This is a genomic window from Actinomadura sp. KC345 (genome assembly GCF_004348515.1).
Classification (GTDB): Bacteria; Actinomycetota; Actinomycetes; order Streptosporangiales; family Streptosporangiaceae; genus Spirillospora.
On sequence record NZ_SMKH01000093.1, the window covers coordinates 1 to 25,522 of the forward strand.

General features: G+C 73.4%; 21 protein-coding genes. 11 read left to right on the top strand and 10 right to left on the bottom strand.

The annotated features are described in order from the left end of the window. The first annotated feature begins 277 nt into the window (after positions 1 to 277). Positions 278 to 1,282 (top strand): HEAT repeat domain-containing protein, encoded by a 1,005-nt coding sequence (locus tag E1281_RS17470; protein ID WP_131879459.1) that lies wholly within the window; start codon positions 278 to 280, stop codon positions 1,280 to 1,282. Between the two features lie 226 nt (positions 1,283 to 1,508). On the opposite strand, the gene E1281_RS17480 is transcribed toward E1281_RS17470, so the two are convergent. Both E1281_RS17480 and E1281_RS17485 read right to left on the bottom strand, forming a co-directional pair. After that, a complete protein-coding gene (locus E1281_RS17480) occupies positions 1,509 to 2,396 on the bottom strand; it encodes an amidohydrolase family protein (RefSeq protein ID WP_131879461.1) in 888 nt (295 codons plus the stop codon). Between the two features lie 20 nt (positions 2,397 to 2,416). Beyond that, positions 2,417 to 3,418, bottom strand: a complete 1,002-nt coding sequence (locus tag E1281_RS17485; RefSeq protein WP_131879463.1) for an alpha/beta hydrolase family protein — start codon at positions 3,416 to 3,418, stop codon at positions 2,417 to 2,419. Between the two features lie 169 nt (positions 3,419 to 3,587). On the opposite strand from E1281_RS17485, the gene E1281_RS17490 reads away from it, so the two are divergent. Continuing rightward, positions 3,588 to 4,574, top strand: coding sequence for a diacylglycerol kinase family protein (locus E1281_RS17490; RefSeq protein ID WP_131879465.1), 987 nt, complete (start codon positions 3,588 to 3,590; stop codon positions 4,572 to 4,574). Here E1281_RS17490 and E1281_RS17495 read toward each other — a convergent pair whose 3' ends face one another. The 5 genes from E1281_RS17495 to E1281_RS17515 form a co-directional block, all read right to left on the bottom strand. Continuing rightward, a complete protein-coding gene (locus E1281_RS17495; protein ID WP_131879467.1) occupies positions 4,575 to 5,150 on the bottom strand; it encodes a PadR family transcriptional regulator in 576 nt (191 codons plus the stop codon). It lies immediately after the preceding gene. A gap of 70 nt (positions 5,151 to 5,220) precedes the next feature. Continuing rightward, complete coding sequence (locus tag E1281_RS17500) at positions 5,221 to 5,823, bottom strand: DUF998 domain-containing protein (protein WP_131879469.1); 603 nt, start codon at positions 5,821 to 5,823, stop codon at positions 5,221 to 5,223. Positions 5,824 to 5,957: 134 nt separating this feature from the next. Further along, the gene (locus E1281_RS17505; RefSeq protein ID WP_131879471.1) at positions 5,958 to 6,350 is read right to left on the bottom strand and encodes a hypothetical protein; all 393 of its coding nucleotides are present in this window, start codon (positions 6,348 to 6,350) and stop codon (positions 5,958 to 5,960) included. Next, positions 6,350 to 8,665 (bottom strand): DUF4132 domain-containing protein, encoded by a 2,316-nt coding sequence (locus E1281_RS17510; protein ID WP_131879472.1) that lies wholly within the window; start codon positions 8,663 to 8,665, stop codon positions 6,350 to 6,352. Before E1281_RS17510 ends, E1281_RS17505 begins: the two co-directional genes overlap by 1 nt. Further along, positions 8,665 to 11,148: a DUF4132 domain-containing protein gene (locus E1281_RS17515; RefSeq protein WP_131879474.1), complete on the bottom strand. Its 2,484-nt coding sequence runs from the start codon at positions 11,146 to 11,148 to the stop codon at positions 8,665 to 8,667. The genes E1281_RS17510 and E1281_RS17515 overlap by 1 nt, the downstream gene beginning before the upstream one ends. A 117-nt stretch (positions 11,149 to 11,265) precedes the next feature. Between E1281_RS17515 and E1281_RS17520 the strand changes: the two genes are divergently transcribed. From E1281_RS17520 to E1281_RS17540, 5 genes are all read left to right on the top strand, one after another. Continuing rightward, on the top strand, positions 11,266 to 12,738 hold the full coding sequence (locus E1281_RS17520) for an NAD(P)/FAD-dependent oxidoreductase (protein ID WP_131879476.1): 1,473 nt from the start codon (positions 11,266 to 11,268) through the stop codon (positions 12,736 to 12,738). Positions 12,739 to 12,747: 9 nt separating this feature from the next. Then, positions 12,748 to 13,515: an SDR family oxidoreductase gene (locus E1281_RS17525; protein ID WP_131879478.1), complete on the top strand. Its 768-nt coding sequence runs from the start codon at positions 12,748 to 12,750 to the stop codon at positions 13,513 to 13,515. 174 nt (positions 13,516 to 13,689) lie between these two features. Beyond that, positions 13,690 to 14,643, top strand: coding sequence for a DMT family transporter (locus tag E1281_RS17530; protein ID WP_131879480.1), 954 nt, complete (start codon positions 13,690 to 13,692; stop codon positions 14,641 to 14,643). A gap of 111 nt (positions 14,644 to 14,754) precedes the next feature. Continuing rightward, on the top strand, positions 14,755 to 15,075 hold the full coding sequence (locus E1281_RS17535) for a co-chaperone GroES (protein ID WP_131879482.1): 321 nt from the start codon (positions 14,755 to 14,757) through the stop codon (positions 15,073 to 15,075). A 116-nt stretch (positions 15,076 to 15,191) separates the two neighbouring features. Next, positions 15,192 to 16,883, top strand: coding sequence for a glycosyltransferase family 39 protein (locus E1281_RS17540; protein ID WP_131879484.1), 1,692 nt, complete (start codon positions 15,192 to 15,194; stop codon positions 16,881 to 16,883). Between the two features lie 39 nt (positions 16,884 to 16,922). Here the strand turns inward: E1281_RS17540 and E1281_RS17545 are convergent, their stop codons facing one another. Continuing rightward, positions 16,923 to 19,946: an SMC family ATPase gene (locus E1281_RS17545; protein ID WP_131879486.1), complete on the bottom strand. Its 3,024-nt coding sequence runs from the start codon at positions 19,944 to 19,946 to the stop codon at positions 16,923 to 16,925. Further along, positions 19,943 to 21,070, bottom strand: a complete 1,128-nt coding sequence (locus E1281_RS17550) for an exonuclease SbcCD subunit D (RefSeq protein WP_131879488.1) — start codon at positions 21,068 to 21,070, stop codon at positions 19,943 to 19,945. Before E1281_RS17550 ends, E1281_RS17545 begins: the two co-directional genes overlap by 4 nt. Before the next feature lie 171 nt (positions 21,071 to 21,241). On the opposite strand from E1281_RS17550, the gene E1281_RS17555 reads away from it, so the two are divergent. Next, on the top strand, positions 21,242 to 21,928 hold the full coding sequence (locus E1281_RS17555; RefSeq protein ID WP_207943327.1) for a dihydrofolate reductase family protein: 687 nt from the start codon (positions 21,242 to 21,244) through the stop codon (positions 21,926 to 21,928). Then, a complete protein-coding gene (locus tag E1281_RS17560) occupies positions 21,921 to 22,376 on the top strand; it encodes a dCMP deaminase (RefSeq protein ID WP_131879490.1) in 456 nt (151 codons plus the stop codon). The genes E1281_RS17555 and E1281_RS17560 overlap by 8 nt, the downstream gene beginning before the upstream one ends. Positions 22,377 to 22,378: 2 nt before the next feature. Here the strand turns inward: E1281_RS17560 and E1281_RS17565 are convergent, their stop codons facing one another. Next, positions 22,379 to 22,975 (bottom strand): disulfide bond formation protein DsbA, encoded by a 597-nt coding sequence (locus E1281_RS17565; protein WP_131879492.1) that lies wholly within the window; start codon positions 22,973 to 22,975, stop codon positions 22,379 to 22,381. A gap of 133 nt (positions 22,976 to 23,108) precedes the next feature. On the opposite strand from E1281_RS17565, the gene E1281_RS17570 reads away from it, so the two are divergent. Together E1281_RS17570 and E1281_RS17575 are read left to right on the top strand one after the other, a co-directional pair. After that, positions 23,109 to 24,542, top strand: a complete 1,434-nt coding sequence (locus tag E1281_RS17570) for an aldehyde dehydrogenase (RefSeq protein WP_131879494.1) — start codon at positions 23,109 to 23,111, stop codon at positions 24,540 to 24,542. Positions 24,543 to 24,619: 77 nt separating this feature from the next. After that, positions 24,620 to 25,522: hypothetical protein (locus E1281_RS17575; RefSeq protein WP_131879496.1), on the top strand; the 903-nt coding region annotated here is incomplete at its 3' end.

A 25,522-nucleotide genomic window follows, 5' to 3' on the forward strand; every position in this document is an offset into this window, starting at 1 on the left:
CGTGCCCACAGAGCGAAGGTTCGCGCCGAGCCACCAGGCGAGGTCTTCGACGGTGCCGGGTCCGTACGACCACAGCCACCGAGCCACCAGCTCGGCATAGCCCTGCCGCGCGTCAAGCGCCTCGGGCCGCCACCCTGGCCGATCGCGCGAGAGCATGGCGCACACCCAACCGGGCCCGGCGAACCGTCCGCCCCATACCCGGATGGGCGCCCGGACCGGTCTAGCCAGGCGCGGTGAACACGCGCGCTTCGCGGCGCATCGTGGTATCTGGACATTCATGCTGTTGCGTCGAACCAGGAAGCTGACCCTCGAATACAGGATGTGGTACGAGCGCAGTGCCCCCGAGGGCACGGGCCTCGACCCGGCGGACGTCCATCGCCGCATGGGCTCGCTGAGGAAGGGCCTGCTCGGCCCGGTGGCGGCGGCGAGCGCCTTGCGGGACGCGGCCGTCATCGTTGACGCCGAGGCCGCCGCCTGCGTCGAGACCATCAAGCGGGTCGACACCGAATACGGCGCCGTGTTCCGCCGCGTGGCCTATGTCTCCGGCGAATACCTCGCGGCCTACGAGCACCTCCTCGCCGCCCGCGACAGGCTCGCGCGATCCCGCAGGCTCGCACCGCGACTACGCTCCCTCGCCGGACGCTGGGAACGGCGCGCCCGGCGGCGCCCGCCGGCGTTCGGTGCGTTCCGACGGCCCCACGTCGCGACACTCAAGGAGGCCGGCGACACCAAACGGCTGCTGCGCGCACTGGGCCACAAGGACGACGAGATCTGCGGCCGCGCGGCCACGGCACTGTCCGATCTTCATGTGGCCGAAGCGGTCGAACCCCTGCTCGCGATCCTGGACGGCAGGCGGCCGGGCGGCGGCGAGCCGAGTAAGGAGGTGCGAGGAAGCGCAGTGGCGGCTTTGACCGCTTTCCACGAGCCTCGCGTCGCCGACGCGTTGCTGCGCTACGCGCATGAGCATGCCGATGACCACGACGACTTCGGGGCACTGTCCGGGCTGGTGCAGATGGGGGACGCGCGGGCACTGGAACCTCTCGCCGCCCATCTGCCCGGCGGCCATCTTCCGAACTACGCCGTCCGGCTGCTCGCCGACCTGGGCGACCCACGCGCGATCCCGATCCTGCGCGACTTCATCGGCGAGCTCGAAGGCCGCAGGCCGCCAGAGGGAGCGTCCCGCCGGCTCCGCGACCTCGACCTCAAGGCCGCCCGCACAGCCCTGGCCCGCCTCGATCCCGAGCACCGCCCTCCACAGGACGACAACCGCGCCGAACCGTGATCGTCAGGGCGCGCTCCAGCCCACGACCCGAGAAACACGCCCTGGTAGCGGCGAGTCTCCTCGGCGAGCGGCGAAGCGGGTCGGGCGCCTGACGGCACGGTCGGTGTGCGGGACACCAAGCTTCACCACAGCCCCGTCCTCGAGTTCTCCCCTACCGAGTGGGCGCGGCTTCTCGAACGCATCCGCCGCGACGCCTGACCGGCCGCCGAAGGTGTGGTGCTTTCGGTCAGGAGAGGCCGAAGTACTTGGCGGGGCCGTGCCAGCAGACGGTGCGGAGCCAGTCGTCACCGAGGTCGAGTCCGGCCAGGGCCTCCAGCTGGTGCGCGTACTGGTAAGGAATGTTGGGGAAGTCGGTGCCGAGCAGGATGCGTCCCTCCAGGCCGAGTTCGCGCAGGCGGGGCATCAGCGTCGCGGGGAAGGCGCCCAGCTCGCCGAAGCGGGTGAAGGTCATCGTCGTGTCCAGGTGGACGCGGTCGTAGCGGTCGGCCAGCGCGAAGAAGCCGTCGAACTCCGGCGCGCCCAGGTGCGCGATGATCGTGTTCAGGCGCGGATGGCGGGCGAGGACGGCGCCGAACGGCTCCGGGCCGGTGAAGCCGTTGGCGACCGGACCCGATCCGGCGTGGACGAGGGTGGGCACCCCGGCGTCCGCGAGCAACCCCCAGACCGGGTCCAGTTCTTTCGCGCGCGGGTCGAACCCGCCGACCTGGAGGTGGACCTTGAAGATCCGGGCCCCGGCGTCCAGCGCGCGGCGGACGTAGCCTTCGACGCCCGGCTCGGGGAAGAACGTCGCGGTCTGGACGCATTCGGGGACGCGGGCGGCGAATCCCGCGCCCCACTCGTTGAGCGACTCCGCCATGCCGGGCCGGTGCGGGTACACCAGCGAGGTGAACGCGCGGACGCCGAGGCCGCGCAGGAACGCCAGCCGCTCCTCCTCCGAGTCCCGGTAGCGGATGGGCCACTCGGTGCCGATCAGCGGGCCGGCCTCGTCGAAGTACTCCCAGACCGCGCTCATCAGCCGCTGCGGCATGAAGTGGACGTGGACGTCGATGATGCCGGGCAGGCCGAGCGCCCGCCAGAACGCCGGGACGGCTGAATCAGAACGAGGTTCGGTCACGTGCCGACCCTAGCCGGGACTCAGGCGATCTCGGCCAGGAGGGCGGGCAGGGCGGCGCGCAGTTCGCGGCGCCAGTACGGCCAGCTGTGCGTGCCCCGGTAGAAGTGCGTGGTGACCGGGATGCCGAGCTTCCTCAGCTTGCCCGCGAACTCCCGCGACACGGTGCAGGCAAGCGCCTCCAGCACGTCCGGGCCGGTGCCGGGACGCGGGTCGTAGGGGCCGGGGACGCCGTCGCCGGCGCTCACGTGGACGCGGACCCCGGCGAGCCGGTCGGCCAGGTCGTACGGGTTGTGCTGGCGCCACACGACGCGCTGCTCGTCCGGGTCGCCCCACACGTCCGTCCAGTCGAGGGACGGCGCGCCGATGGCGACGGTCAGCTCGACGAGGTCGGCGACGTCCAGCCCGGACGGGTCGCGGTGCAGCGTGTGGACGGGCCCGCTGAACGAGGCCGCCGCCCGGAACAGGCCGCGGTGCCTGGCCGCATACGCCAGGGCGCCGAGGCCGCCCATCGCGTAGCCCGCGACCGCGCGTTCGGGCCCGGCGCGGTATCCGCGCTCCAGAATCTGCCGCAGTTCCGCGAGATGAAACGTCTCCCACTGCGGTGCGCCGCCGTCACCGCGATTCCACCAGTCGGTGTAATTGCCGCACGCTCCGCCGTCCGGCATGACGACGATCACATCGGATTCCTCTGTCAGTTCCTCGATGTCGCTGTGGTCGCTCCAGGCCGTGTGGCCCTCGCCGCCGGCGGTGGCGCCGTGCAGCAGCCACAGCACCGGCCAGGTGCGGGAGGCGTCCCGTGACCAGCCACGGGGCAGCAGAAGGCGGACGTGGGCCACGCCCGCGAGGACGGGGGAACGGATCGCGAGGTCGAGCACCCGGCGGCGGGCCCGGCGCTCACCGACCACGGTCGCGCCGTCGTCGGCGGGGGCGGCCGAGGGGGCGGAGCCGCCGTGAGCGATGGACGCCGTGAGCCCGGCGATTCCGAGGATGAATCCCGCTCCCGCCACGCCGCGCAACCCCATGTTCCCGCCCCGGTCATTCAGATGTAGGTCCTCTGTAATGGTCCCCACTGACTGCCGTGTTTCAACGGCGGGTCATGGGTTTATAAAATATCGGGCCGGGAGTTCCGGTCCGTTCCTTGTAGGGTGACGCGGGCGAGGGGGCCGACCGGTCGAGATGCGGAGCGCCGAGATGCGGAGCAAGAAGAAGCTGGAGGAGGCGATCGCGGGCGGCGGGCGCGCCGCCCTGGTGGTCAACTCCCGCTCCCGGCGGGGCCGGCGGCTCTACGGCAGGGCCCGCCGGATGCTGCGCGAGGCGGGCGTGGAGTTCGTCCACGTGTTCCCGGTGACCGACCCGGCGCGGCTGCGCGAGCTGTTCGCCGACGTCCTCGCCATGGATCCCGACCTCGTCGTCGTCGGCGGCGGGGACGGCACCGTCGCCGAGGCGGTCGGCCATCTGGCGCACCGCGACATCGCGCTCGGCGTGCTGCCGCTCGGCACCACCAACAACTTCGCCCGCAGCCTGGAGCTGCCGCTGGACCTGGGCGGCGCGGTCCGGACGCTGGCCGTCGGCCGGGCGGGCGGCGGGAAGGTCGCCGACGTCGACGTCGGCTGGTTCGAGAGCACCGGCGACCCGCAGGGGGCGGGGCCCGGCGGCGACCGCGAGCACATCTTCGCGAACATGGTGTGCGTCGGCCTGTCGGTCCATGTCGCCGAGAACGTCCCACACCTGCTCAAGCGGTTCATGGGCCGCTCCGCGTATGCGCTGACGTCGGTCCGGCTGCTGCCCCGCCACGAGGCGTTCACCGCCCGCATCACGATCGACGGCGAGACCGTCGAGCTGGCCACGCACCAGCTCAACATCGCCAACGGCGCGCACCAGAGCGGGCAGCGCATCGCCCGCGACGCCAGCCCCGACGACCGGCTGCTGGCCGTCTACCGGTGGGGCGACGAGCGGCGGCTGCGGCTGGCGTCGGCGACGGCCAGGCACGTCCTCACCGGCCAGTGGCGGAGCCTGAACGAGGACGCGTTCCTCACCACCGCCCAGGTGGAGATCGAGACCGATCCGCCGCTGCGGGTCGACGTGGACGGCGAGATCCGGGGCCGCACCCCGGTGTCGATCCGGCTGCGCGGCAACGCCCTGCGCGTCATCGTCCCGCAGGCGTTCGCCGACACCTGATCACCCGCCCGCCGGGGCCGGGGCCTGCTCGCCCGCCATCACGTAGGCGCCCGACTCCAGCCGCTCGATCAGGCCGAGCGTCCAGCGCGTGGCCGCATCGGCGGAGTGCACCCACCATCCGAGCAGCTCGCGCAGATGGTCGGCCGGGTCCTGTTCCTCCAGGTCGGGGGCCACCGACCCGCGCCAGGCGGCCAGGCCGTCCAGCCGCTCGCGCAGCAGCCCGACGGCCTCGGCGCGCCGCAGCTCGGTGAGGAAGCCCAGCCCGGCCGTCAGCATCTCCGGGTGCCGGACGTCCACCGTGGCGAAGGCGCAGCGCAGCAGGCGCAGGAACTCCGCGCGGCCCGCCTCGGTGATCTCGTAGTCGGTGTGCGGCGGCCCCGCGTCGCTCTCCTCCATCTCGTGCGCCCGGAGCAGGCCCTCCTTCGCGAGCTGCTTGAGCGCGTGGTAGATCGAACCGGGGTTGATGTGCGCCCATTCGTCCGAACCCCACGAGATCAGCTCGCGGCGGATCTCGTACCCGTGCGCCCGCCCGAACCGCCGCACGCCACCGAGCACCAGCAGCCGCGTCGCCGACATCCCACCCCCCGATCGTCCGCGTCCAGGCTAGGGCCTCGCACCTCCGGCGGGGGCGGCTTGCCGCCACGGGCTACCGGGTCGCGTACACGAACAGCGACCCCAGCCAGAGCCAGCCGACGATGATCGTCACGCGCTGGACGAGACCGGCGTATGCGGAGTCCTGTTCCCACGCCTGCCCGAACACGCCGAAGCCGACGGCCAGGGCCGCGGCCGTCAGCCCGGAGTACCACTTCCATGCCGCGTCCGGAACGGCGAACACCGCGAAGCCGGCCGCGATCGGCAGTGAGCCGAAGACGAGCATCCCGGCCCAGTCGTGAAGCTTGTGACGCTGCGAGAACTCCGCCGGCGTCTCGTCGGGAGTCCCCGGCGGATAACCCCGCATGGCGTCCATCGGGAACACCCCGGAAGCCACCAGCGAGGCACCGAACACGCCGACCACGACCGCGAGCCCGACGCTGCCCGGCGGCTCCGCGAGGGCGCCCGCACCCGCCGCGATCAGCAAGCCGCACAGAACGAAGTTCGCGGTCTGCACCCAGCCGCGCGAGCCGAGTGCCAGAGCGCTGACCGGCTGCCGGACGGGCCGGTACCCCGGGCGGGTCCAGCCGTCCAGCAAGAACGTCACGATGAACAGCCATGAGCCCGCCGCGCCCAGCCACAACATCACCGACGTCATTTGGGCGACCTCACCGTCTCGTGCCCGTCCGCCGGCGGTCCGGGGCGCCCCGGTCGTCCAGGTCATCCGACATGGGGTGATCCTCCCAGAAGGAGCTGCCTCGCGCGCCCACGAGTACGGCCGCCCGGGGGCCGTCAGCCGCCGGCGAGGGCGACGAGCTTGACGAACACCAGGTCGGGATCGGCGGTGAGGTCGATCTCCTCGTCCAGATCCTCGACCTGGCGGTCGCCGGCGAGGACGAAGAATCCGTTGGCGAGGAACGCCTTCTCGGCGATCTCGGCCTGCCGCTCCCAGTCGAGGCGGCGCGGCTCGCGCAGCCGGTAGCCGTTCAGCTCCGCCTCGGCGCCGTCCGGCCGGACCAGGCCGTTGAACCGGTCGGACGGCCGCGCGTTGTGCCGGGCGACCTCCTCGCGGACCCGGAGCCTGATCAGCTCGCGGACGGTCGTCCGCTCCGGCAGCCCCTCGATCTGGACCTCGGTGACCGGCGTGCCGGTCGCGGTCTCGTCCCGGAAGGACACGGCGGGCATCAGGCACCTCGCTTGATCTGCATGAGGATCGACTCGTCGGTGATCGTGTCGTCGGCGGCGAGCAGGAACGCCTTGCTCAGGATCAGGGCGAGCCGCTCCTCCTCGAACGGCAGGAACACCTTGGCGCCGAGGCCGCGGCGTTCGGGAACGATGCACAGGAACGTGTCGTCCGGCTCCATCACGATGTTGGCGGAGCCCAGGTGGATCTTGTAGGTGCGCAACTCGCCCCGGACGACCAGGTAGCGCCCGTCGATCGAGCAGCGGCCGGCGATCTTCGTGCGCGGCAGGATGCGCTCCAGGGCGTCCTTGCGCGTCCGCGCGGACTCGTTCAGGTCGGCGTACCACTCGCGCACCCAGTACCGGTGCGGCTCGCCGTCCTCCCAGAGGGGGTCGGCGGCGATGGACGTGACGCCGACGAACAGGTCGACGTCCCGCATCGCCTCGCTGAACACCAGCGGCGGCAGGTCGGCGAGCCGCGCGTCCCGCCAGGCGCCGGCCACGCGGCGGGCGAAGCGGACACGGTCGGTCCCGGCGATCTCCTCCTCGCCCTGCCAGTCGGCGAGGACGTGGGTGAAGCGGACCTGCCACTCCCCCGCCGCGAGCGTGCGGACCGCCTCGTCCTCGTCGCCGCCGTCCCAGGGGCCGAGCAGGCCGCTCTTCCATCCGCGGGCCCGGAACAGCGCGAACATCCGCCGGTAGTGGCACAGGTGCGCGGCGAACCGGGTGGAGTACGTGCCGGTCTCCTCCTCGGCCGGGGTGAGCAGGTAGATCTCGCGGAACGCCTGCTTGAACGGCTGCCGGATCCGCCGGTCCATGATCAGGTCGCGCCAGGTCCGTACCTCGTCCGGCTCCGACCTGATCGGGTGCCAGAGCCTCACCTGGGCGTCGTCCGGCACGTCCGGGAGCTCGCCGAGTTCCGGCAGGACGGCCCGCCACTCGCCTGGGGCGACCTCGATCTCCCAGATGAGGCCGCGGACGGTCGGCCCCGCGATGGTGTGGTGGAGCAGCGAGTCCCGCCACCGGCCGAACGGCTGGGACGCGTCGACGGTGAAGCCGCCCTCCAGAGCGCGCGCGAGCGTGACCAGCTGGGCGCTCACCCGCTTGACGAGGTCGCGGAGGTCCTTGAGCTCCGCCTTGTGGTCGCGGCGGACGGGCGCGGGCACGCCCTTCAGGGCCTTGTCGTCCTTCTCGAAGGTCAGCTCGGCCTTGCCGGTCACCGTGACGGCGGCCGTGTAGCCGCCGACCTCCCTGCGCAGAGGACCGGGGTCGGGAAGGCGGAGGGCGACCTCGGTGCGCTCGGCGAGGGCCGCGTCGACCTTCTTGAGCATCTTGTCGAGCTCCTTCGGCACGCCCGCGTGCCGGACGCCGCGGCGGACGGCCCGGATCGCGGTGACCAGCTCGGGGGTCGGGAAGTCCTGCGCGGCCCGGACGATCTCGTACAACAGCCCCTGCGACGGCAGCGACCTCGCCTGCGTCGGCGCGACCGAGATGCCGGGCAGGAGTCCGTCGAGGAGGGCGGGGAGCCAGGGCTCGTCCCGTGCCAGCGCGACCCGCGCCGAGCGGCCGAGCGCGGCGACCTCGTCGGGGGTGAACGCCTTGTCCGCGCGGAACGGCAGCTCGCCGGCCTGGATCGCGCGGACCCGTTCGGCGGCGGTCTCCAGCGCCCGGCGCGCGTACTCCGCGTAGCCGGGGATCGCGGCGATGCGCTCCCAGCGGTCCGGGAGCGGCGGCGGCGAGGTGGAGGTGTGGCGCTGGTCCGTCTCGCTCAGCAGCACCCCGTGCTCCCGCGCGAGCCCCGCCAGGAAGTCGAGTTCGTCCAGCGCGATCGGCCCGGACCTGGTGCCGCGCAGGTGCTCGGTGGCGGCGCGCAGGACGCGGTCGCCCCCGATCCCGGCGATCGCGAGCAGCGCGAGCGGCTGGTCGGCGCGCCCGGCCTCCAGGAGGAACTCCACCAGGGTGCGGGCGGGGAGGGCGAGGTCGGGCCACGGGCCCGTGCAGCGCAGCAGAGCCCCCGCGCCGAGGGTCAGGTCGGCCCACTTGCGCGAGGAGAGCCCGGCGACGAGGGCGTTGAACATCCGCTCGCACGCCTCGGGCGTGTAGCGCGGCTGCCGCTCGCGGCCCTCGTCCTCCACCGCGAACCGGACGGACGTCGACACGTGGGGGAGGCCCTTGCCGCCGACCCCGTACGCGGCGGGGATGAGGGTGCCGAGGTCCTCGTCGGACAGGCGCGCGAGATCGGAACGGGACGGGCGGAACCCCTCGTCCTCGGGCGCCGGATCGGTCATGGCGCGCAGCAGCCGGGCGGTGAGGTCCATCAGGCTCCCCTTCTGATCTGCCGTAGCACGGTCTCGTCCGTGATCTTGTGGTCGGCGGCGAGCAGGAACGCCTTGCTGAGCACGAGGGAGAGCCGCTCGTCCTCGAACGGCAGGTAAAGCGTGCCCTGGCCCTTGCCCCTGGCCTGGACGACGCAGAGATAGGAGTCGTCGGGCTCCATCAGGATGTTGGCCGAGCCCAGGTGGATCTTGTAGGTGCGCAGCTCGCCCCGGACGACCAGGTAGCGGCCGTCGATCGAGCAGCGGGCGGCGATCTTCGTGCGGGGCAGGATCCGCTCCAGCGCCGCGCGGCGGACCTCGGCGGTCGCGGTCAGCTCGCCGAACGTCGTCGCGCGCCAGTAGGCGAGGTACCGGTCCTCGCCCCGGTCGGCCCACTCCGGGTCGGCGGCGATCGAGGTCACGCCGACGAACAGGTCCACGTCGCGCATCGCCTCGCTGAACACGACCGGCGGGACCTCGGCCAGCCGCGCCTCCCGCCAGCGGCGGCCGGCCCGGCACTCGAACCGGACCTGGTCGGTCGAGGCGTACTCCGGGGAGTACTCGGCCTCATCCGCCGGCTCGTGGTAGAGGCACGCCCGCCACCGGCCGCCGCCGAACTCGCCGCGCGCCTCGCCGTTGTAGCCGCCGTCGTAGCGGCCGAGGAAGTTCGCCTGCCAGCCGCGCTCCTTGAACAGCGCGTAGAGCCGCGGATAGCGGACGATGTGGGCCGCGAACCGGTTGGAGTACGTCTCCGTCTCCTCCTCGGCCGGGGTGAGCAGGTAGATCTCGCGGAACGCCTGCTTGAACGGCTGCCTGACCCGCTCGCCGGCGATCCGCTCGCGCCAGGAGCGGACCTCGTCGACCGCCGCCCGGATGGGATGCCAGAGCCGCACCCGCACCGGGTCGCCCTCGGGGGCCATCGCGGCGTGCCACGCGCCGTCCTCGCCCTGGAACTCCCAGATGAGGCCGCGGACGACGCCACCGGTGATCGGGTGGTCCCGGTAGTGCCGGCGCCACTCGCCGAAGGGCCAGGTACGGTCGTCCGACATCAGGCCCTCGACGCGCGCCCGCTCGGCCGAGAGCGTCGCCCGGACCTCCTTGGCGAGGGCCTTCAGCTCCTTCAGCTCGTCCGGGGAGCCGTCCTTGACCACGGCGGGCGCGGGACGGGTCGTCCGCCCGTCCGCGCCGGTGAACGTGAGCCGGACCGTCGCCGCGTCCTCGATCGCCACGCGCGCCGTGTGGTCCCCCAGCCGGCGCTCCAGCGCTCCGTCCGCGCCGAGCCCGTGGGACGGGACGCTCCGCTCGACGAGCTGCTCGGGCGTGATGCCCTGCCGTCCGGCCGCCGCCTGGATCGCGGTGTCGAGCTGCTTGCGCAGCGCCCGGTTCTTGATCTTCGCCCGCACCCGCCACAGCGACTCCAGCGCCCCGGGGTCGTCGATCGCGCCGAGCGCGTTGATCGCCGCGCCGGCGAGCTTGAGGTCCTGCTCCCAGTGGGGGCCGGCGACGCCCGCGCGCACGGCCAGGCCGGCCAGGAGCGGCGTCGCCTCCGCACCGCCGGTCAGCGCCGCCGCCCAGAGGACGCCGCGCGCGACATCCCCGTGGTTCTGGTGCACGAAGTAGTGGTAATGGTGCGGGCCGTGGGCCCAGTCCGCGTGGAAGCCGTACTTCTCACTGCACAGGGCTTCGTCCTCGGCGAGCGCACGGAGGCATTCGGCCACCGCCTCGCCCGCGCCCGCCTCGTCCGCGAGCGACACACAGGTCCGGCGCCACTTCTGCGCGGGACGCGGCGCCGACAGGCTCGCCAGGTGCCGGACGAACCGGGCCAGCTCGATCGTCGGCCTCGCCTCCGCGAGGTCCCGCAGCGCGGCGGCCCACGGCTCGCGGACGGGCAGCACCCCGTCGGGCACGTGCGAGGGGTCCGCGCCCTTCTGGATGGCCCACATGCGCTCGGTGACGGGGGCACGCCACCCGATCGGGACATCGGCGCGCGAGAACGCGCGATTCACCCGCCGCAGGGTGGGGGCCAGCTCGCGGCGCGCCTCCGCGTCGAGGCTCTCGGCCGCGGACAGGGCCATGGCGAGGGTCTGGGCGAACAGGGTTCCGCGGCCCTCGAACCGGCGTGTCTCCAGGAGCATCACCGCGGCCTCGTCGCGCGTCCACCGCCCGCCCCTCAGCACCAGCTTCCCGGCTTCGCTCCCGTAGAGCCAGTAACCGAGGTCGTCGGTGTCGGCGGCCGCGACGAGGCACAGCGCCACGGCCCTGGCCTCCTCGCCGGCACACCCCTCGAACCAGTGGCGGATCTCCGCGCCCATCCGCTCGGCCCGCTCCTCGTAGGTCCCGTAGGCCTGGCGGCGCTTGGACGACGCCTCCTCCCGGCGGCGGTCAAGGAGGTCGAGGAGGCGGCGGGCACGCTGGAGGGCGGCGGTGCGGACGTCGCCGAGGCCGTCCTCCCCCCGCGGTTCGGCCATGAGCGTGTCGTAGAGCATGGAGGGAATGCTGGCAGCCCGCACCGACACAACCATCCGATTCCGACATCTGTTCACTGACTTCGCGGTCACTTACGCTCGTGGGGGTACCGCAACAGAATCGGATTCGGGACGGCCATGACGCACAGCGCGGTGATCATCGGAAGCGGGTTCGGCGGGATCGGGATGGCGATCCGGCTCCAGCAGGCCGGCATCCGGGACGTGGTGGTCCTGGAGAAGGCGGAGGGCCTCGGCGGGACCTGGCGTGACAACACCTATCCGGGCGCGGCGTGCGACGTCCCGTCCCACCTGTACTCGTTCTCGTTCGAGCCCAAGACCGACTGGACGCGGCGCTTCCCGCCGCAGGGCGAGATCCTCGACTACCTGTGGCACTGCGCCCGCAAGTACGGGGTGCTGGAGAAGGTGCGGTTCGGCACCGAGGTGACCGAGGCCCGGTTCGACGAGGACCGGGCGGTCTGGCGGATCTCCACCACCGGCGGCGAACTGGAGGCGCGGGTGCTGGTGTCGGGGTGCGGGCAGCTCAACCGGCCCGTCCTGCCGGAGATCGAGGGGCGCGAGTCGTTCACCGGGACCGCCTTCCACTCCGCCCGCTGGGACCACGGAGCCGACCTGCGCGGCAAGCGGATCGCGGTGATCGGGACGGGCGCCAGCGCGGTCCAGATCGTCCCGGAGATCGCGAAGGAGGCGGCGGAGCTGCGGCTGTTCCAGCGGTCCGCGCCGTACGTGGTCGACAAGCCGGACCGGCTGTACCGGGGCTGGGAGAAGGCCGTCCTGAAGAACGTGCCGGGCCTGTACGAGCTGAGCCGCGCCCGCATCTACGCCTTGTACGAGTCGCGGGCACTGGGGTTCATCAAGTACCCCAAGCTGATGTCGCTGCTGGACAAGCGCTTCCGCGACACGCTGGAGGAGGGCGTCGGCGACCCCGCCCTCCGCGAGGCGCTCGTCCCGGACTACCCGATGGGCTGCAAGCGCATCCTCATCTCCAGCGACTACTATCCGGCGATCGCCCGGCCCAACGTCGACCTGGTCACCGACCCGATCGAGCGGATCACGCCGTCCGGCGTCAGGACCGCGGAGCGCGAGTACGACGCGGACGTCATCGTGTACGCGACCGGGTTCCAGACGACCGGTTTCCTGGCCCCCATGAAGATCGTCGGGCGGGACGGACGGGAGCTGAACGAGGCGTGGCGGGACGGCGCGCAGGCGCATCTCGGCATCACGGTCAGCGGCTTCCCCAACCTGTTCCTGCTGTACGGCCCGTACACCAACCTCGGGCACAACTCGATCATCTACATGCTGGAGTCGCAGTTCCGGTACGTGCTCGGCTGCGTGGACGCGATGCGCCGGCACGGGCTCGACTGGATCGACGTCCGGCCGGACGTGCAGGACGCCTTCACCCGCGAGATGCGGGAGCGGATGCGCTCGACCGTGTGGGAGGCGGGCTGCCAGAGCTGGTACATGGACGCCGACGGCAAGGTCGTCAACAACTGGCCCGGGTACACCTTCGCCTACCGCCGCGCGACGCGCCGCCCCGACCCGCGGGACTTCCGCGCGCGGCGGGCCGCCGCCGGGCCGCCGGGAACGGCATAGGCTCGTGCCATGCCGACCGCCTTCATCACCGGTGCGACCGCGGGGATCGGTGCCGCCTTCGCCCGCCGCCTCGCCTCCGACGGATTCGACCTCGTCCTGCTGGCCCGCGACACCGAGCGGCTGGAGCGGACCGCCGCCGAGCTGAGCGGCGAGTACGCCGTCCGGGCCGAGCCACTGACCGCCGACCTGTCCACCGAGGAGGGACTCGCCGCGGCCGAGGAGCGTGTCCGCCGGGACGTCGACCTGCTCGTCAACAACGCGGGGTTCGCCAACAAGGGCGTGTTCCTCGACGTGCCCGTGTCGGACGAGCTGACGATGCTGAAGGTGCACTGCGAGGCCGTCCTGCGGCTCACGCACGCGGTCCTGCCCGGGATGCTGGAGCGCGGCCGGGGCGGCGTCATCAACGTCTCGTCGGTGTCGGCGTTCGCGACGCGCGGCACGTACGGGGCGTCCAAGGCGTGGGCGGTGAACTTCAGCCAGGGCGTCGCCGCCGACATCCGGCGGCGGTCGCGGGGCGGGGTGCGCGTGATGGCGCTGTGCCCCGGCTTCGTGCACACCGAGTTCCACGACCGCGCCCAGATGGACATGTCGGACGTTCCCGGCTTCATGTGGCTGGACAAGGACGACGTCGTGGACGCCGCGCTGCGCGACCTGCGCCGCGGGGTGCCGGTCAGCGTCCCGAGCCCGCAGTACAAGGCGATCGTCACCGTCGGCAGGGTCCTCCCCCGCCGGCTGCTGGCACGGATGTCGTCCACTACCGGCCGTAAGTACAAGTGATCATGTAGTCAAGGGTCGCGGCCTTGTCACTGGCGTTGTGACAGGGCAGGGTAACAATCAGGTCGATTCGATGGCGCGCCGGAACGACGACATTGCCCACCGTCCACCAGCCCCCACCCCACCGCCATTCATTGGACGAGCTCCGCTCGGCCCGCCATCGAGAGGTCCTTCCCGATGGGTCACGACCTGGGTTATGCCGCCCTCGCGCTGATCGCGACCACCGTCTACTACATCGCGTTCCTCGTCTTCCGGATCTCCGCGCGCCGCATGGAACCGCTGCGCGGCAGCCGGCCGTTCCGCGTCGCCCGCCTCATGCTCACCGACCCGATCTGGCTGGGCGGCGGGCTGCTGCTGTTCCTCGGCCTCGGCTACGAGGTCGTCGCGTTCTCCGAGATACCGCTCACCGTCGCCCAGCCGATCTTCGCGATCGGCCTGGTCTTCCTCGTCGCGTTCGCCGTGCGCTTCCTCGGCGAGCGGCTGAGCGTCCGGGAGTGGGCGAGTGTCGCGCTGTTCGTCCTCGCCACGATGCTGATCGGGCTGTCGGCCACGTCGGAGGGACGGCTGCGGGCCGACGACACGCTCGCCGGCACGCTCGCGGCCCCGTGGACGATGATCGCCATCTGCGCCCCGGCGGTGATCATCGCGGCGCTGGTGTGGCTGGTCGGCGACCGCCGCGCGGGCGGCCGGCACGCCAAGAAGCTCGCCGGCGTCGCCTACGGCATAGGCGCGGGCGCGTGCGCCGGGCTCGCCGAGGCCGGCATCCGGGGCATCTCGATCGTGTACGAGGAGACCGGGAGCGTCCAGGCGGTGATGGAGTCCGTCTACCCGTACCTGACGATCGGCCTCGCCGCGATCGCGCTCGGCCAGCTCCAGGTCGCGCTCCAGCGCTGCCGGATCGCGATCGTCGCGGTCGTGCTGACGGTCATCGGACGCACGTACCTGATCGTCAGCAGCACCGTGCTGTTCGGCGAGGAGTGGCCGGACGAGGCGATGCCGTTCGCGCTGCGGACGGGGGGCTTCGTGCTCGCGCTGGTCGCGCTCGTGACGTTCCCCCGGTACGAGGAGCCCGGCAGGACGGGGAGGCCGCCGGTCCCGGCCACGCGGAGGGACTCCGGCGCCCTCCGCTGATCCGCGGGCCTCGCGGAGGCGCCCGTCACCGGCCGGACTTCGGCACCCCGGAAAGGGCGCCGGCGGTCCGGTGGAACGCTCCGACCCGCGCGGAGGGATAAACTCCCCAGCGTGTCCGAGCCGAAGTTCGAAGTCCAGATGCTCCACGACCGCGTCATGATCAAGGTCGACAAGGACAGCGGCGAGCGCCGCAGCACCGGCGGGATCGTGATCCCGGCGACGGTGGAGCAGTCCAACCGGCTGGTCTGGGGCGAGGTCTGCGGCGTCGGCCACCACGTGCGCATCGTCAAGCCCGGCGACCGGGTGCTGTTCCACCCGGGCGACCAGTACGAGGTCGAGATCCAGGGCGAGAACTACCTCGTCATGCGCGAGCGCGACCTGCACGCCATCGCCAGCGAGCGCCCGGAGCACGGCACCGGCCTCTACCTCTGACCGGCCGGTCCCGCGATCGTCCGGCGGTGGAACCCGCCGGTACGTCCCCATAAATCAACCTTCTGGTCATTGAACGGAAACCCGCCGGTCCCCGGGGCACGGGCAGGTTCTTCCTCGTGTCCGTCGGATCGAGCGTCACGACATCGCCGCGCGAGGACGAGTCCGTCTCGCCTCCCCGCCGCCGCGCCGTCCCCGCCTGGCTGCCGCCGGGAGTCCTCGCGCTGGCCTGGCTCGCGGTGCTGCTGGCCCATCTGCGGACTCCCGCGCCGTCCGACCAGCTCAACTACATGACCGCCGCGGCGCACTTCCCGGGACCCGTCGAGGGCACCACCGAGATCCACCAGGTGACGCGGTACGGCCTGGTGCTCCCGGTCCGCCTCGCGATCACGGTGTTCGGCTACTCCCAGGCCGCGTACGCGATCGTGCCGGTCATGGCCGCGCTGGCGCTGCTCCTCGGCACGTACGCGCTGGGCACGCTGCTGTTCTCCCGGACGGCGGGCGTCGCGGGGGCGCTGATCACGGCCTCGGCGACCCCGGTGTTCAGGTACTCGACCGACCTGCTGCCCGACGTCCTCGCGACGGCCCAGTTCACGTGCGCGCTGGCCCTGGCGGTCTTCGTCGCGCGGCGTCCGGACGCGCCGGGGCGGCTGCCGCTGCTGGCGGTGGGACTGCTGCTCGGCTGGTCCTACATGACCCGCGAGTTCGTCGTCTTCATGTGGCCGGTCGTCCTGGTGCTGCTCTACCGCAGAGCGCGCCTGACGGGGCTCCTGTGGGCGGCGGTCCCGGTCCTGTCCTGCGTCGCCGTGGAGCTGACGCTGTGCTGGCGGCTCTACGGGGACCCGTTCGCGCGCATGCTGGCCATCGTCGGTCACGGGCAGGGCGCTTCGACGCCCGAGATCGCCGCCACCTATCGGGACAAGCCGCGGATGGAGTACGTCATGCGGCTGCCCGACACGCTGTCGGAGTATCCGGAGGGCGGCCTCTTCGTCGTCCTGCTCTGCCTGACGCTGCTGGGCGGGGTGCTGTTCCTGCGCCGGACGGCCGTGCCCGTCGCCGCGTTCGCCTCGCTGTGGGTGCCGCTCACCCTGCTCGGCGGGGTGATCGATCCGGCCGCCCCCAGCCTGCGGCTGCAGCTGATCCGCTACTGGATCCCCCTGTTCCCGGCGATCGTGCTCGGCGGCGTCGGGCTGCTCTGGCTCGGCGCCGTGTTCCTGGCCCGCCGCACCCCGGCCGGCGCGCGGACGCGGTTCGCGGCGGCCGCCGTGGCGGTGCTGGCGACGGCGGCCGTCGTCTCCGGCACCGCCGCGCGCCACTGGTGGGCGGAGCCGGTCACCAGGGCGGGCGGCGCGACCCAGATGGAGGCGCTGCGCTCCTGGCTGAGCGGTCACGGCGGCGCCTCTCCGCGCATCTGGACCGATCTCCGGAGCGGCCGGGTCCTTGAGGTCTACCGGCAGGGCCCGTGGGGCGGACGCGCCTGGCCGGCCCGGATCGAGACCATCCGTCCCGGTGAGGGGACGCCGCGGCCGGGAGACCTCCAGCTGCGCTTTGACGCCGATACCGGCGATGTGTGCCCCTACTGCCACGCGGCGGCCCAGACCGCGTTCAAGGAGCCGATCTGGAGAGACCCCGGCTGGAGGCGGGTCTTCAGCACCCCGGATCACGTGGTCGTCGTCTACCGGCTGGTCCAGGAGGCCCCGCCCCGGCCGCCCTCCGGTCGCGCGGACGCCTCGGACGGCGGCGACGGTGAAAGTGGTCGCCGTGGCGCGGTTCCCGTGCAGGCCACCGCACCCGCCGCGGGCACCTCGTGACCATGCGGCGCGTTCCGGGCCGGCGGGGGCGGGCGCCGGTCAGACGACGATCGTGGCGGTGGAGCCGGCGCGGTCCTTGGTGACGCGGAGCTGGGCGGGGATGCGGGCGCGCAGCTCGGCGACGTGGCTGACGACGCCGACGGCCCGGCCGCCGTCGCGCAGGGCGTCCAGGACGTCCATGACCTCGTCGAGCGTCTCCTCGTCGAGGGTGCCGAAGCCCTCGTCCACGAACAGCGTGCCGATCTCGGTCCCGCCCGCCTCGGCGGTGACGACGTCGGCGAGGCCGAGGGCCAGAGAGAGGGAGGTGATGAACGACTCCCCGCCCGAGAGGGTCACGGGGTCGCGTTCCAGGCCCGTCCAGGCGTCGGCGACGCGCAGGCCGAGGCCGCCCGCGCCCTTCGTGCGGTCGCCCGCCGCCTTCTCCGTCGTGTGGACGAGGACGTAGCGGGCTCCGGACATGCGCGACAGCCGCTCGTTCGCGGCGGCGACGACCTGTTCGAGGCGGGCGGCAAGCACGTACGCCGACAGCGACATGGCGTGCCGGTTCGCGGCGTGCTTGCCGGACGCCAGGCCCGCGAGGCGCTCGGCGACCTCGTGGCGCTCGGCGGCGGGACGCCACGCGGCCGCGGCCTCGCCGAGCTGCCCGCGCAGGGCGGCCAGGCGGTCGCGGCGGTGCCGGGCGCGGTCGGCGGCGCTCGCGGCCGCGGTGTGCGCGGCGTCCGCCGCGGCGAACGCCGCCTCAAGGGCCGGGAGGTCGGGGTCGGGGCCGGCGGCGGCCGCGGCGAGCGCCGGGTCCGCGAGCAGGTCGCGCACGGCGGCCTCCTCATCGTCAAGGCGGCGGATCCTGTCGCGCAGGACGCCCTGCTCCTCGTCGGGCATCGCGGCTTCGAGGATCTCCTCGGGCGTGCGGAACCCCTCGGCCTCGGCGGCGGCCTTCGCGGCCGCGCGGGCGGCGGCCAGCTCCCGCGCGGCGAGATCGGACCCGCGCAACGCCTCGACCGCCTCGGCGAGCACGTCGGCCTCCCGGCCCAGCCGGGCGATGCGGGCTTCGAGCGTCGCGTCGGCACCGCGCGCCTCGTCCAGCTCGGCGGAGAGCCTGTCCCGCTCGGCGGACAGCTCCCTGTCCTTGGCGCGGTTGCCGGTGAGGGCCTGGGCGATCTCGTGCTGGGCGTCGCGGACGCTGTCGAGTTCCCGCTCGTCCCGGTGGAGGGCGGCCTCCAGGCGTTCGGCCTCGGCGGCGCGGGCCTCCGCGTCCTGGAGCGTCCGCTCGGCGCCGGCGACCTCCTCGGCGAGGGCGCCGGCGGCCGTCTCGCCGGCGGTCTCCAGCAGGTGGTCGAGCTCGGTGCGCCGCGCCTCGATCTCCTTGCCGGTCTGCTCACGGACGGCCTCCGCCGCGTCGGAGCGGCCCTGGGCCTCGTCGATCTGCTCCTCGCTCGGGATCGGCGCGAGGGACGTCACGGGAGCCGGGTGCTCGGTGGAGCCGCAGACCCGGCAGGGTTCGCCGTCCGCGAGGTCCTCGGCGAGGACCGCCGCCATGCCGTCCAGGCGCGCCTGGCGGAGGTCCAGCACGCGCTGGCGGGCGTCCTGGGCGGCGTCGACCGTGTCGCGGTGGGCCGACTCGGCCTCGGCGAGGAGATGTTCCACCTGGTCGCGGCGGTGTGCGGCGTCGAGGCGCCGGCGGGCCTCGGCGACCGCGGCCTCCGCCCCCTGGCGCCCGGCCGCCGCGACGCGGGCCTCGTGCAGCGCGGCGCGGCGCGTCTCGACGATGCCCGGCAGGTCGGCGAGGGACGCGGCGACCCGCGCCTCCTCCGGTTCGAGGCGGGCCAGCTCGCGGGCCAGCTCCGCGCGCTCGTCCTCGATCCGCCGGAGCCTGGCGGACGCGGCGCGCCTGCCGTCCAGCGTCGCGGCCTCGTCGCGGCGGGCGCGCTCGGCCTTGACCAGGACGTCCTCCGAGGCGTTCGGCGGCAGCAGCGCGCCGGCCCCGGCGCGCGTCTCGTCGGCCCAGCGGCGCGCGCGGCGCGCCTCCTCGTGCCGCGCCTGGACGGCGCGCACCAGCGGGACGACCCGGTCGGCGCGGGCGGCGGCGTCGAGGCGCGAGGCCATCCGCGACTTCTCCTCGGCGTGCTCCCGGAGGGCGGCGCGGCGGGCGAGGGCCTCGGCGTGCCGGCGCCGCAGGCCGACGAGCGCCTTCGCGTCCTCCAGCGCCTCGCGGGACGCCTCCAGCGCCGCCGCGGCCTCGCGGCGCAGCTCGCCGGTCACCGCGCGGACGTCCTCGTGCCCGCCCGCCAGCTCGGCCGCCCACGCGGGCAGCGCTCCGGTCTCGGCGAACGGCTCCGCCACCGGTTCGGCGCGGCGCGGCGCCGGGACGGCCGGGCGTCCCCCGTCCGGCGGCGCGGCGCCCGTCGTCTCGGCGATGCGGTCGGCGATCGAGGACGCGGCCGCGCCCAGCTCGGCCGCCTCGCGTCCCGTGGCGGCCCGCCGGTCGGCCAGCCACTTCTCGACCTGGGTGAACACCTCGGCGGCGAAGAGCCGCTCCAGGACCTTGCGTCGGTCGTCGGCCCCGGCGCGCAGGAACCCGGCGAACTCGCCCTGGGGCAGCAGCGCGACCTGGCAGAACTGGACGGCGGTCATCCCGAGCAGCCGCGAGATCAGGTCGCCCGCCTCGTCCAGCCGCGTGGTGAGCCCGACCCACGTGCCGTGTTCGAGCTCTTCCAGGATGACCTTGGCGTGCTCGGCCGTCGTCCCCGAGCCGCGCAGTTTCGGCCGTTCCCACGCGGGCGACCGCGTGATGCGCAGGCGGCGGCCCCGGATCGTCGTCTCCAGCACCACGCGCGGCCCGGTGCCGGGGGCGGCGTGGTCGCTGCGCAGCCCCTTCACGGCGTTGCGGGCGCCCGGCACCTGCCCGTACAGCGCGAAGCACACCGCGTCGAGGATGCTCGTCTTGCCCGCGCCCGTCCGGCCCTGGACGAGGAACAGCCCGGCGTCCGACAGCGCGTCGAAGTCGATCTCCTCGGTCTTCGAGAACGGCCCGAACGCGGTGACCTCAAGCCGGTGGAGCCTCAACCGAGCGCCTCCTTCCGGCGGCACGCCTCGAACGCCTCGTGCAGGAGGGCGCGTTCGGCGCCGGTCGCGGGGCCGTCGGTGACCTCGGCGACGAAGTCGCCCGCGATGTCGAGCGCGGAGCGTTCGCGGACCCGTTCGGACCAGGTGCGGGCGCCGTCCGTCCCGCCGCCCTCGGGTGCGAAGCCGAGCACGAGCGCGTGCGGGAACCGGCGGCGCAGCCGCTCCATCGCGCCGGACGGGCGGCGCGGGTCGGTGAGCGTGATCTGGAGCCAGCGGTCCTCGTGCTCGCCGAACCGGGCGTCGGTGAGCAGGTCGTCGATGCGGCCGCTGATGCGCGCCAGGCGGCGCGGCACGGGCGCCTCCACGAACTCCGCGGTGACGCCCTCGGCGCTCAGGTCGATGAGCCACGAGCCCTTGACGTGCCCGTCCTCCGAGAACGAGTACGCGAGCGGTGAACCCGAGTAGCGGACGCGGTCGGTGATGCGCCAGGCGCCGTGCAGATGGCCGAGCGCGGCGTAGTCGACGCCGTCGAACACCGAGGCCGACACCTGCGACGATCCGCCGACCGAGATGTCGCGCTCGCTCTCGCTGGACTCGCCGCCGGTGACGAACGCGTGCGCGAGCACGACCGACCGCTGCGGGCGGGCGGCGGCGTCCTTCCGCACGCGGCGCATGGCCTCGGCGAGCGCGGCGGCGTGGCTGCGTTCGTCGAGGTCCCAGGGGTGCCGGACGAGTTCCGGCTCCAGGTAGGGGATGCCGTAGACCGCGGCGTCACCGACGACGACGGGTTCCCCGACGGAGGAGAAGTCGGTGCGGACGTGCACGCCCGCGGCGTCCATCAGCGCCGACCCGAACCCGAGGCGCCGCGCCGAGTCGTGGTTGCCCGCGATGAGCACGACGCGGGTGAGGGCGGCGAGCCGCTCCAGCGCCTCGTTGCACAGCCGGACCGCGTCGACGGCCGGCAGCGCGCGGTCGTAGACGTCGCCGGAGATCAGCACGCAGTCGACCCGCTCCGCCGCGACGGTGCCGACCAGGTGGTCGACGAACGCCGCCTGCGCGGCCAGCAGGTCCTCGCGGTGGAACGATCTGCCGAGGTGCCAGTCGGAGGTGTGCAGGATTCGCATGTCGCAGCAACCATAGGCACCCCCTCCGACACATCCCGCGCAGAAACGCCGGGCCGCCACGAACGTTCTCTGCTCCTTCTTCGCCGCATGCCCCTCTCGCCCGATGAGCGGCCGGGCGCGCGGGAGGTGCGCCGGATCTTCGACTCCGTGCGCCCGCACTAGGCTGGTCGGGTGAGTGATCGCCCCTACGTGCTGCTGAGCTGCGCGATGTCCGCCGACGGGTACATCGACGACGCGACGCCGGAGCGGCTGCGGCTGTCCAGCGCGGCGGACTGGGACCGGGTCGACGCGGTGCGCGCCGGGTGCGACGCCATCCTCGTCGGCGCGGGGACCGTCCGGGCCGACGACCCGCGGCTGCTGGTCCGCTCCGAGACGCGGCGGCAGAAGCGGGTCGCGCGGGGGCTGCCGCCGGACCTGACCAAGGTGACCCTGACCTGGAGCGGCGACCTCGACCCCGGCGCCCGGTTCTTCACCACGGGCGAGTCGCCGAAGCTGGTGTACGCGCCGCCCCCCGCGGCCGGGGAGCTGGCGTCGCGGCTGGACGGCCTGGCCGAGGTCGTCGACGCCGGCGACCCCCTCTCCCTGCCCGCGGTGCTCAGCGACCTTGCCGGGCGGGGCGTCAAGCGGCTCATGGTCGAGGGCGGCGGCGGCGTCCACACGCTGTTCCTGACCGGTGACGCGGTGGACGAGATCCAGCTGGTGGTCGCGCCGTTCTTCATCGGCGACCCGTCCGCTCCGCGGTTCGTCCGGTCCGGGCTGTTCCCGCAGTCACCGGAGCGCCCGATGCGGCTGGCGGAGGCGACCCGCATCGGCGACCTGGCCCTGCTCCGCTACCTGACCGGGAACGCGCGTGGATGATCTCGCCGCCGGCGGCCCCACGGCCGATCGGCACTGGCTGGAGCGGGCGTGCGACCTGGCGAGGCTGTGCCCGCCGTCGCGCACGGCGTTCTCCGTCGGCGCGGTCATCGTCGGCGCGGACGGGCGGGAGGTCGCGCGCGGCTTCTCCCGCGAGAACGACCCGCACGACCACGCCGAGGAGGCCGCCCTCGCCAAGACCGCCGGGGACCTGGCCGGGGCGACCGTCTACAGCTCCCTCGAACCGTGCGGGCACCGGGCGTCGCGCCCCCGCCCGTGCGCCGAGCTGATCGTCGCGTCGGGTGCGCGGCGGGTCGTGTTCGCGTGGCGGGAACCGGCGCTGTTCGTCGAGGGCACGGGCGCCGGGATCCTCGCGGCGGCGGGCGTCGAGCTGGTCGAGCTGCCCGGACTCGCCGGCCGCGCCCGGGAACCGAACAGGCACCTCCTCTAGCGTCAGGAGAAGTCGGGGTCGGCGTGGGGCCGGCCTTTGAGTTCGTGGAAGCCGGGGACGCCGGAGACCAGGAGCGTCCCGTCCCAGAGGCGCCCGGCCTCCTCGCCGCGCGGAATCCGGGAGATGACCGGGCCGAAGAAGGCGCGCTCCCCCACCGCGACCACCGGCGTGCCGATGTGCGGGCCCACCTTGGCGATCCCCTCGGCCGTCGAGGCGCGGATCCCGTCGTCGTACTCCGCCGACTCCGCCGCGGCCGCGAGCTCCGCGGACAGGCCCGCCTCCTCCAGCGCGCGGGGGATCGTCCGCGTGTCCATCTCACCGCGCTCGTGGACGCGGGTCCCGAACGCCGTGTAGAAGCGTCCGAGCGCCTCCCGGCCGCCCTGCTCGACGACGGCGGCGCAGACCCGGACCGGCATCCAGAGGTACCCCTCCGGGTCGTTCTCCGGATCATCGTCCCGTCCCTCGTTCAGGGCGGAGAGACTCAGCACGTGCCAGCGCGGATCGATCGGCCTGACCTCGGCCGCCTCCAGCAGCCAGCGGGACGTGATCCAGGTGTACGGGCACGAGGGGTCGATCCAGACATCGACGGTTTCAGCCATGGGCCGGTTATACCGGACGGCAGGTGAGACCCGAGTCTCATTCCCCCTTCCACCGGGCCGGGACCCCGTGCGATGCTGACCCAAGCAAGCACTCGGTTATCCCTGAGCCCCGTCGGGCAGGAGGCACGGCAGCATGCGTGAGCACGATCGGCTGTTCATCGGCGGCGAGTGGGCCGCCCCGGCCGGCACCGGCACGATCGACGTCATCTCCCCTCACACCGAGGAGGTGATCGGAAGGGTCCCCGAAGGCACCGAGGCCGACATCGACGCGGCGGTCGCGGCGGCGCGGCGCGCGTTCGACGAGGGCCCCTGGCCCCGGATGACGCCCGCCGAGCGCGCCGAGATCGTCGGGCGGCTCTCCGCGGTCTACGCCGAGCGGCAGCAGGAGATGGCCGACCTCGTCACCGCCGAGATGGGCTCGCCGATCATGTTCTCGGTGTTCGGGCAGGCCGCCATCCCGCAGATGGTGCTGCAGTACTACGTGGACCTCGCCGCCGCCTACACCTGGGAGGAGGAGCGGCAGGGCATGCTGGGCCCGGTCACCGTGACCCAGGAGCCCGTGGGCGTCGTCGCCGCGATCGTCCCGTGGAACGTCCCGCAGTTCACGCTCATGCTGAAGCTCGCCCCCGCCATCATCGCCGGCTGCACCGTGGTGGCCAAGCCGTCCCCCGAGACGCCCCTGGACACCTACCTGCTCGCCGAGTGGATCAAGGAGGCCGGGATCCCGGACGGGGTCGTCAACATCGTCCCGGCCGGGCGCGAGGTCGGCGCGCACCTCGTCGCGCACCCGGACGTCGACAAGGTCTCCTTCACCGGCTCCACCGCCGCCGGGCGCACGATCGCCGCGGTCTGCGGCGAGCAGCTCAAGCGCGTCACGCTGGAGCTGGGCGGCAAGTCCGCCGCGATCATCCTCGACGACGCCGACCTGGCCTCCACGATCGAGGGCTTCAAGCTGGCCTCGCTGATGAACAACGGCCAGGCGTGCGCCGCGCAGACCCGCATCCTCGCGTCCCGGCGCCGCTACGACGAGGTCGCCGACGCCCTCGCCACCATGGTCGGCGGCCTGTCCGTCGGCGAGCCCGCCGACTACGGCACCGAGATCGGCCCCCTGGTCGCCAAGCGGCAGCAGGAGCGGGTGGAGAACTACATCCGCGTCGGCCAGGACGAGGGCGCCAAGCTGATCACCGGCGGCCTGAACCGCCCCCACGACCGCGGCTGGTACGTCGCCCCCACCGTCTTCGGCGACGTCGGAAACGACATGCGCATCGCCCGGGAGGAGATCTTCGGCCCGGTCCTCGTCCTGATCCCCTACGAGGACGAGGCCGACGCCGTCAGGATCGCCAACGACAGCGAGTACGGCCTCGGCGGCTCGGTCTGGACCTCCGACGCCGCCCACGGCGTCGAGGTCGCCCGCCGCATCCGCACCGGCAGCTGCGGCGTCAACATGTACACCATCGACCCGGGCACCCCCTTCGGCGGCTACAAGAACAGCGGCCTGGGCCGCGAGCTGGGCCCCGAAGGCCTCCACGCCTACCTCGAACACAAGTCCATCCCCCACCCCGCCTGACGCGGAACCACGCCTTCCCTTTCGCCCTTTCGCGTCGATTGCGTATCGGGGGCGTGGGGGCCGTACCGTAGTGCGCCGTGTCTCCTAGCACTGAGAACCCGGCGGCCAGTCTCGACGACGTCCTTGTCGGCGAGGCGGTGCTGGGCGTGTACCGGCAGATGTTCGCGGCGCTGGCCCGCGACAGCGGGGCCGTCGTGGACGATCCCGAGCTGGTGGACGTCGCCGAGACGCTGCTCGCCGCGTTCGCCGACGCGGGCGAGGACGGGCTGAGCCGCGAGCAGATGCGGTACGTGTGCCGCCGCTATCCGGCGGAGGTGTTCGACAACCGGCTGCGGGTGCTGAAGGGGCTCGGCGCCGTGCGGGAGGTGTTCCCCAAGCCGAACCAGCTCCGGTACCGGGCGTCGTTCACGAGCGTCGTCGGGCTCATGTTCGTCCGCCGCATGATGCTGGACGGCGGCCAGAGCGAGATGCACCGGCTCCTCGCGCTGGAGCAGCTCAACGTGGCCGACCCGCGCATGACGCCCGAGCAGGCGCGGGACGGCGCGGACGGTCTCGCCCGCGCGTTCCGGCTGTGGAGCGTCGAGCTGGTCACGCTGGCGAACGGGACCATCGAGGAGCTCCGCGAGCAGGCGCCGAAGCTGTGGGGCACCGAGGAGATCCTGCTGCGCGCCGAGCGGCTGCACGGCGCGATCCTGCGCCGCTGGCCGCAGCTCGACCGCACGTGCACCGACCTGCGCGCCGCCATCTACGCCTACGGCGACGCGTCCCGGCGCGCGGCGGCCCGCCTGTCGGACTCGGCGGGTACGACCCGGAACCTGACGCTGCTGCCGCCCGAGACCTGGCGCACCTTCACCCGGACCGCGTCGCGCGAGGACCTGGCGGCCGTCCTGGACGGGTTCGTGTTCGACGCGGCTGCGCCGTGGCACGAGCCGTCCGCCGTGGTGACGGCCGTGGAGGACGGCCCGCGCGCCACGCCCTCC

What these genes read in the sequence shown, in the direction of transcription:
- E1281_RS17470 (WP_131879459.1), top strand. Translation starts at nt 278, where the DNA reads ATGCTGTTGCGTCGAACCAGGAAGCTGACCCTCGAATACAGGATGTGG.
- E1281_RS17485 (WP_131879463.1), bottom strand. Translation starts at nt 3,418, where the DNA reads ATGGGGTTGCGCGGCGTGGCGGGAGCGGGATTCATCCTCGGAATCGCC.
- E1281_RS17490 (WP_131879465.1), top strand. Translation starts at nt 3,588, where the DNA reads ATGCGGAGCAAGAAGAAGCTGGAGGAGGCGATCGCGGGCGGCGGGCGC.
- E1281_RS17495 (WP_131879467.1), bottom strand. Translation starts at nt 5,150, where the DNA reads ATGTCGGCGACGCGGCTGCTGGTGCTCGGTGGCGTGCGGCGGTTCGGG.
- E1281_RS17500 (WP_131879469.1), bottom strand. Translation starts at nt 5,823, where the DNA reads ATGACGTCGGTGATGTTGTGGCTGGGCGCGGCGGGCTCATGGCTGTTC.
- E1281_RS17505 (WP_131879471.1), bottom strand. Translation starts at nt 6,350, where the DNA reads ATGCCCGCCGTGTCCTTCCGGGACGAGACCGCGACCGGCACGCCGGTC.
- E1281_RS17510 (WP_131879472.1), bottom strand. Translation starts at nt 8,665, where the DNA reads ATGGACCTCACCGCCCGGCTGCTGCGCGCCATGACCGATCCGGCGCCC.
- E1281_RS17515 (WP_131879474.1), bottom strand. Translation starts at nt 11,148, where the DNA reads ATGCTCTACGACACGCTCATGGCCGAACCGCGGGGGGAGGACGGCCTC.
- E1281_RS17520 (WP_131879476.1), top strand. Translation starts at nt 11,266, where the DNA reads ATGACGCACAGCGCGGTGATCATCGGAAGCGGGTTCGGCGGGATCGGG.
- E1281_RS17525 (WP_131879478.1), top strand. Translation starts at nt 12,748, where the DNA reads ATGCCGACCGCCTTCATCACCGGTGCGACCGCGGGGATCGGTGCCGCC.
- E1281_RS17530 (WP_131879480.1), top strand. Translation starts at nt 13,690, where the DNA reads ATGGGTCACGACCTGGGTTATGCCGCCCTCGCGCTGATCGCGACCACC.
- E1281_RS17550 (WP_131879488.1), bottom strand. Translation starts at nt 21,070, where the DNA reads ATGCGAATCCTGCACACCTCCGACTGGCACCTCGGCAGATCGTTCCAC.
- E1281_RS17565 (WP_131879492.1), bottom strand. Translation starts at nt 22,975, where the DNA reads ATGGCTGAAACCGTCGATGTCTGGATCGACCCCTCGTGCCCGTACACC.
- E1281_RS17570 (WP_131879494.1), top strand. Translation starts at nt 23,109, where the DNA reads ATGCGTGAGCACGATCGGCTGTTCATCGGCGGCGAGTGGGCCGCCCCG.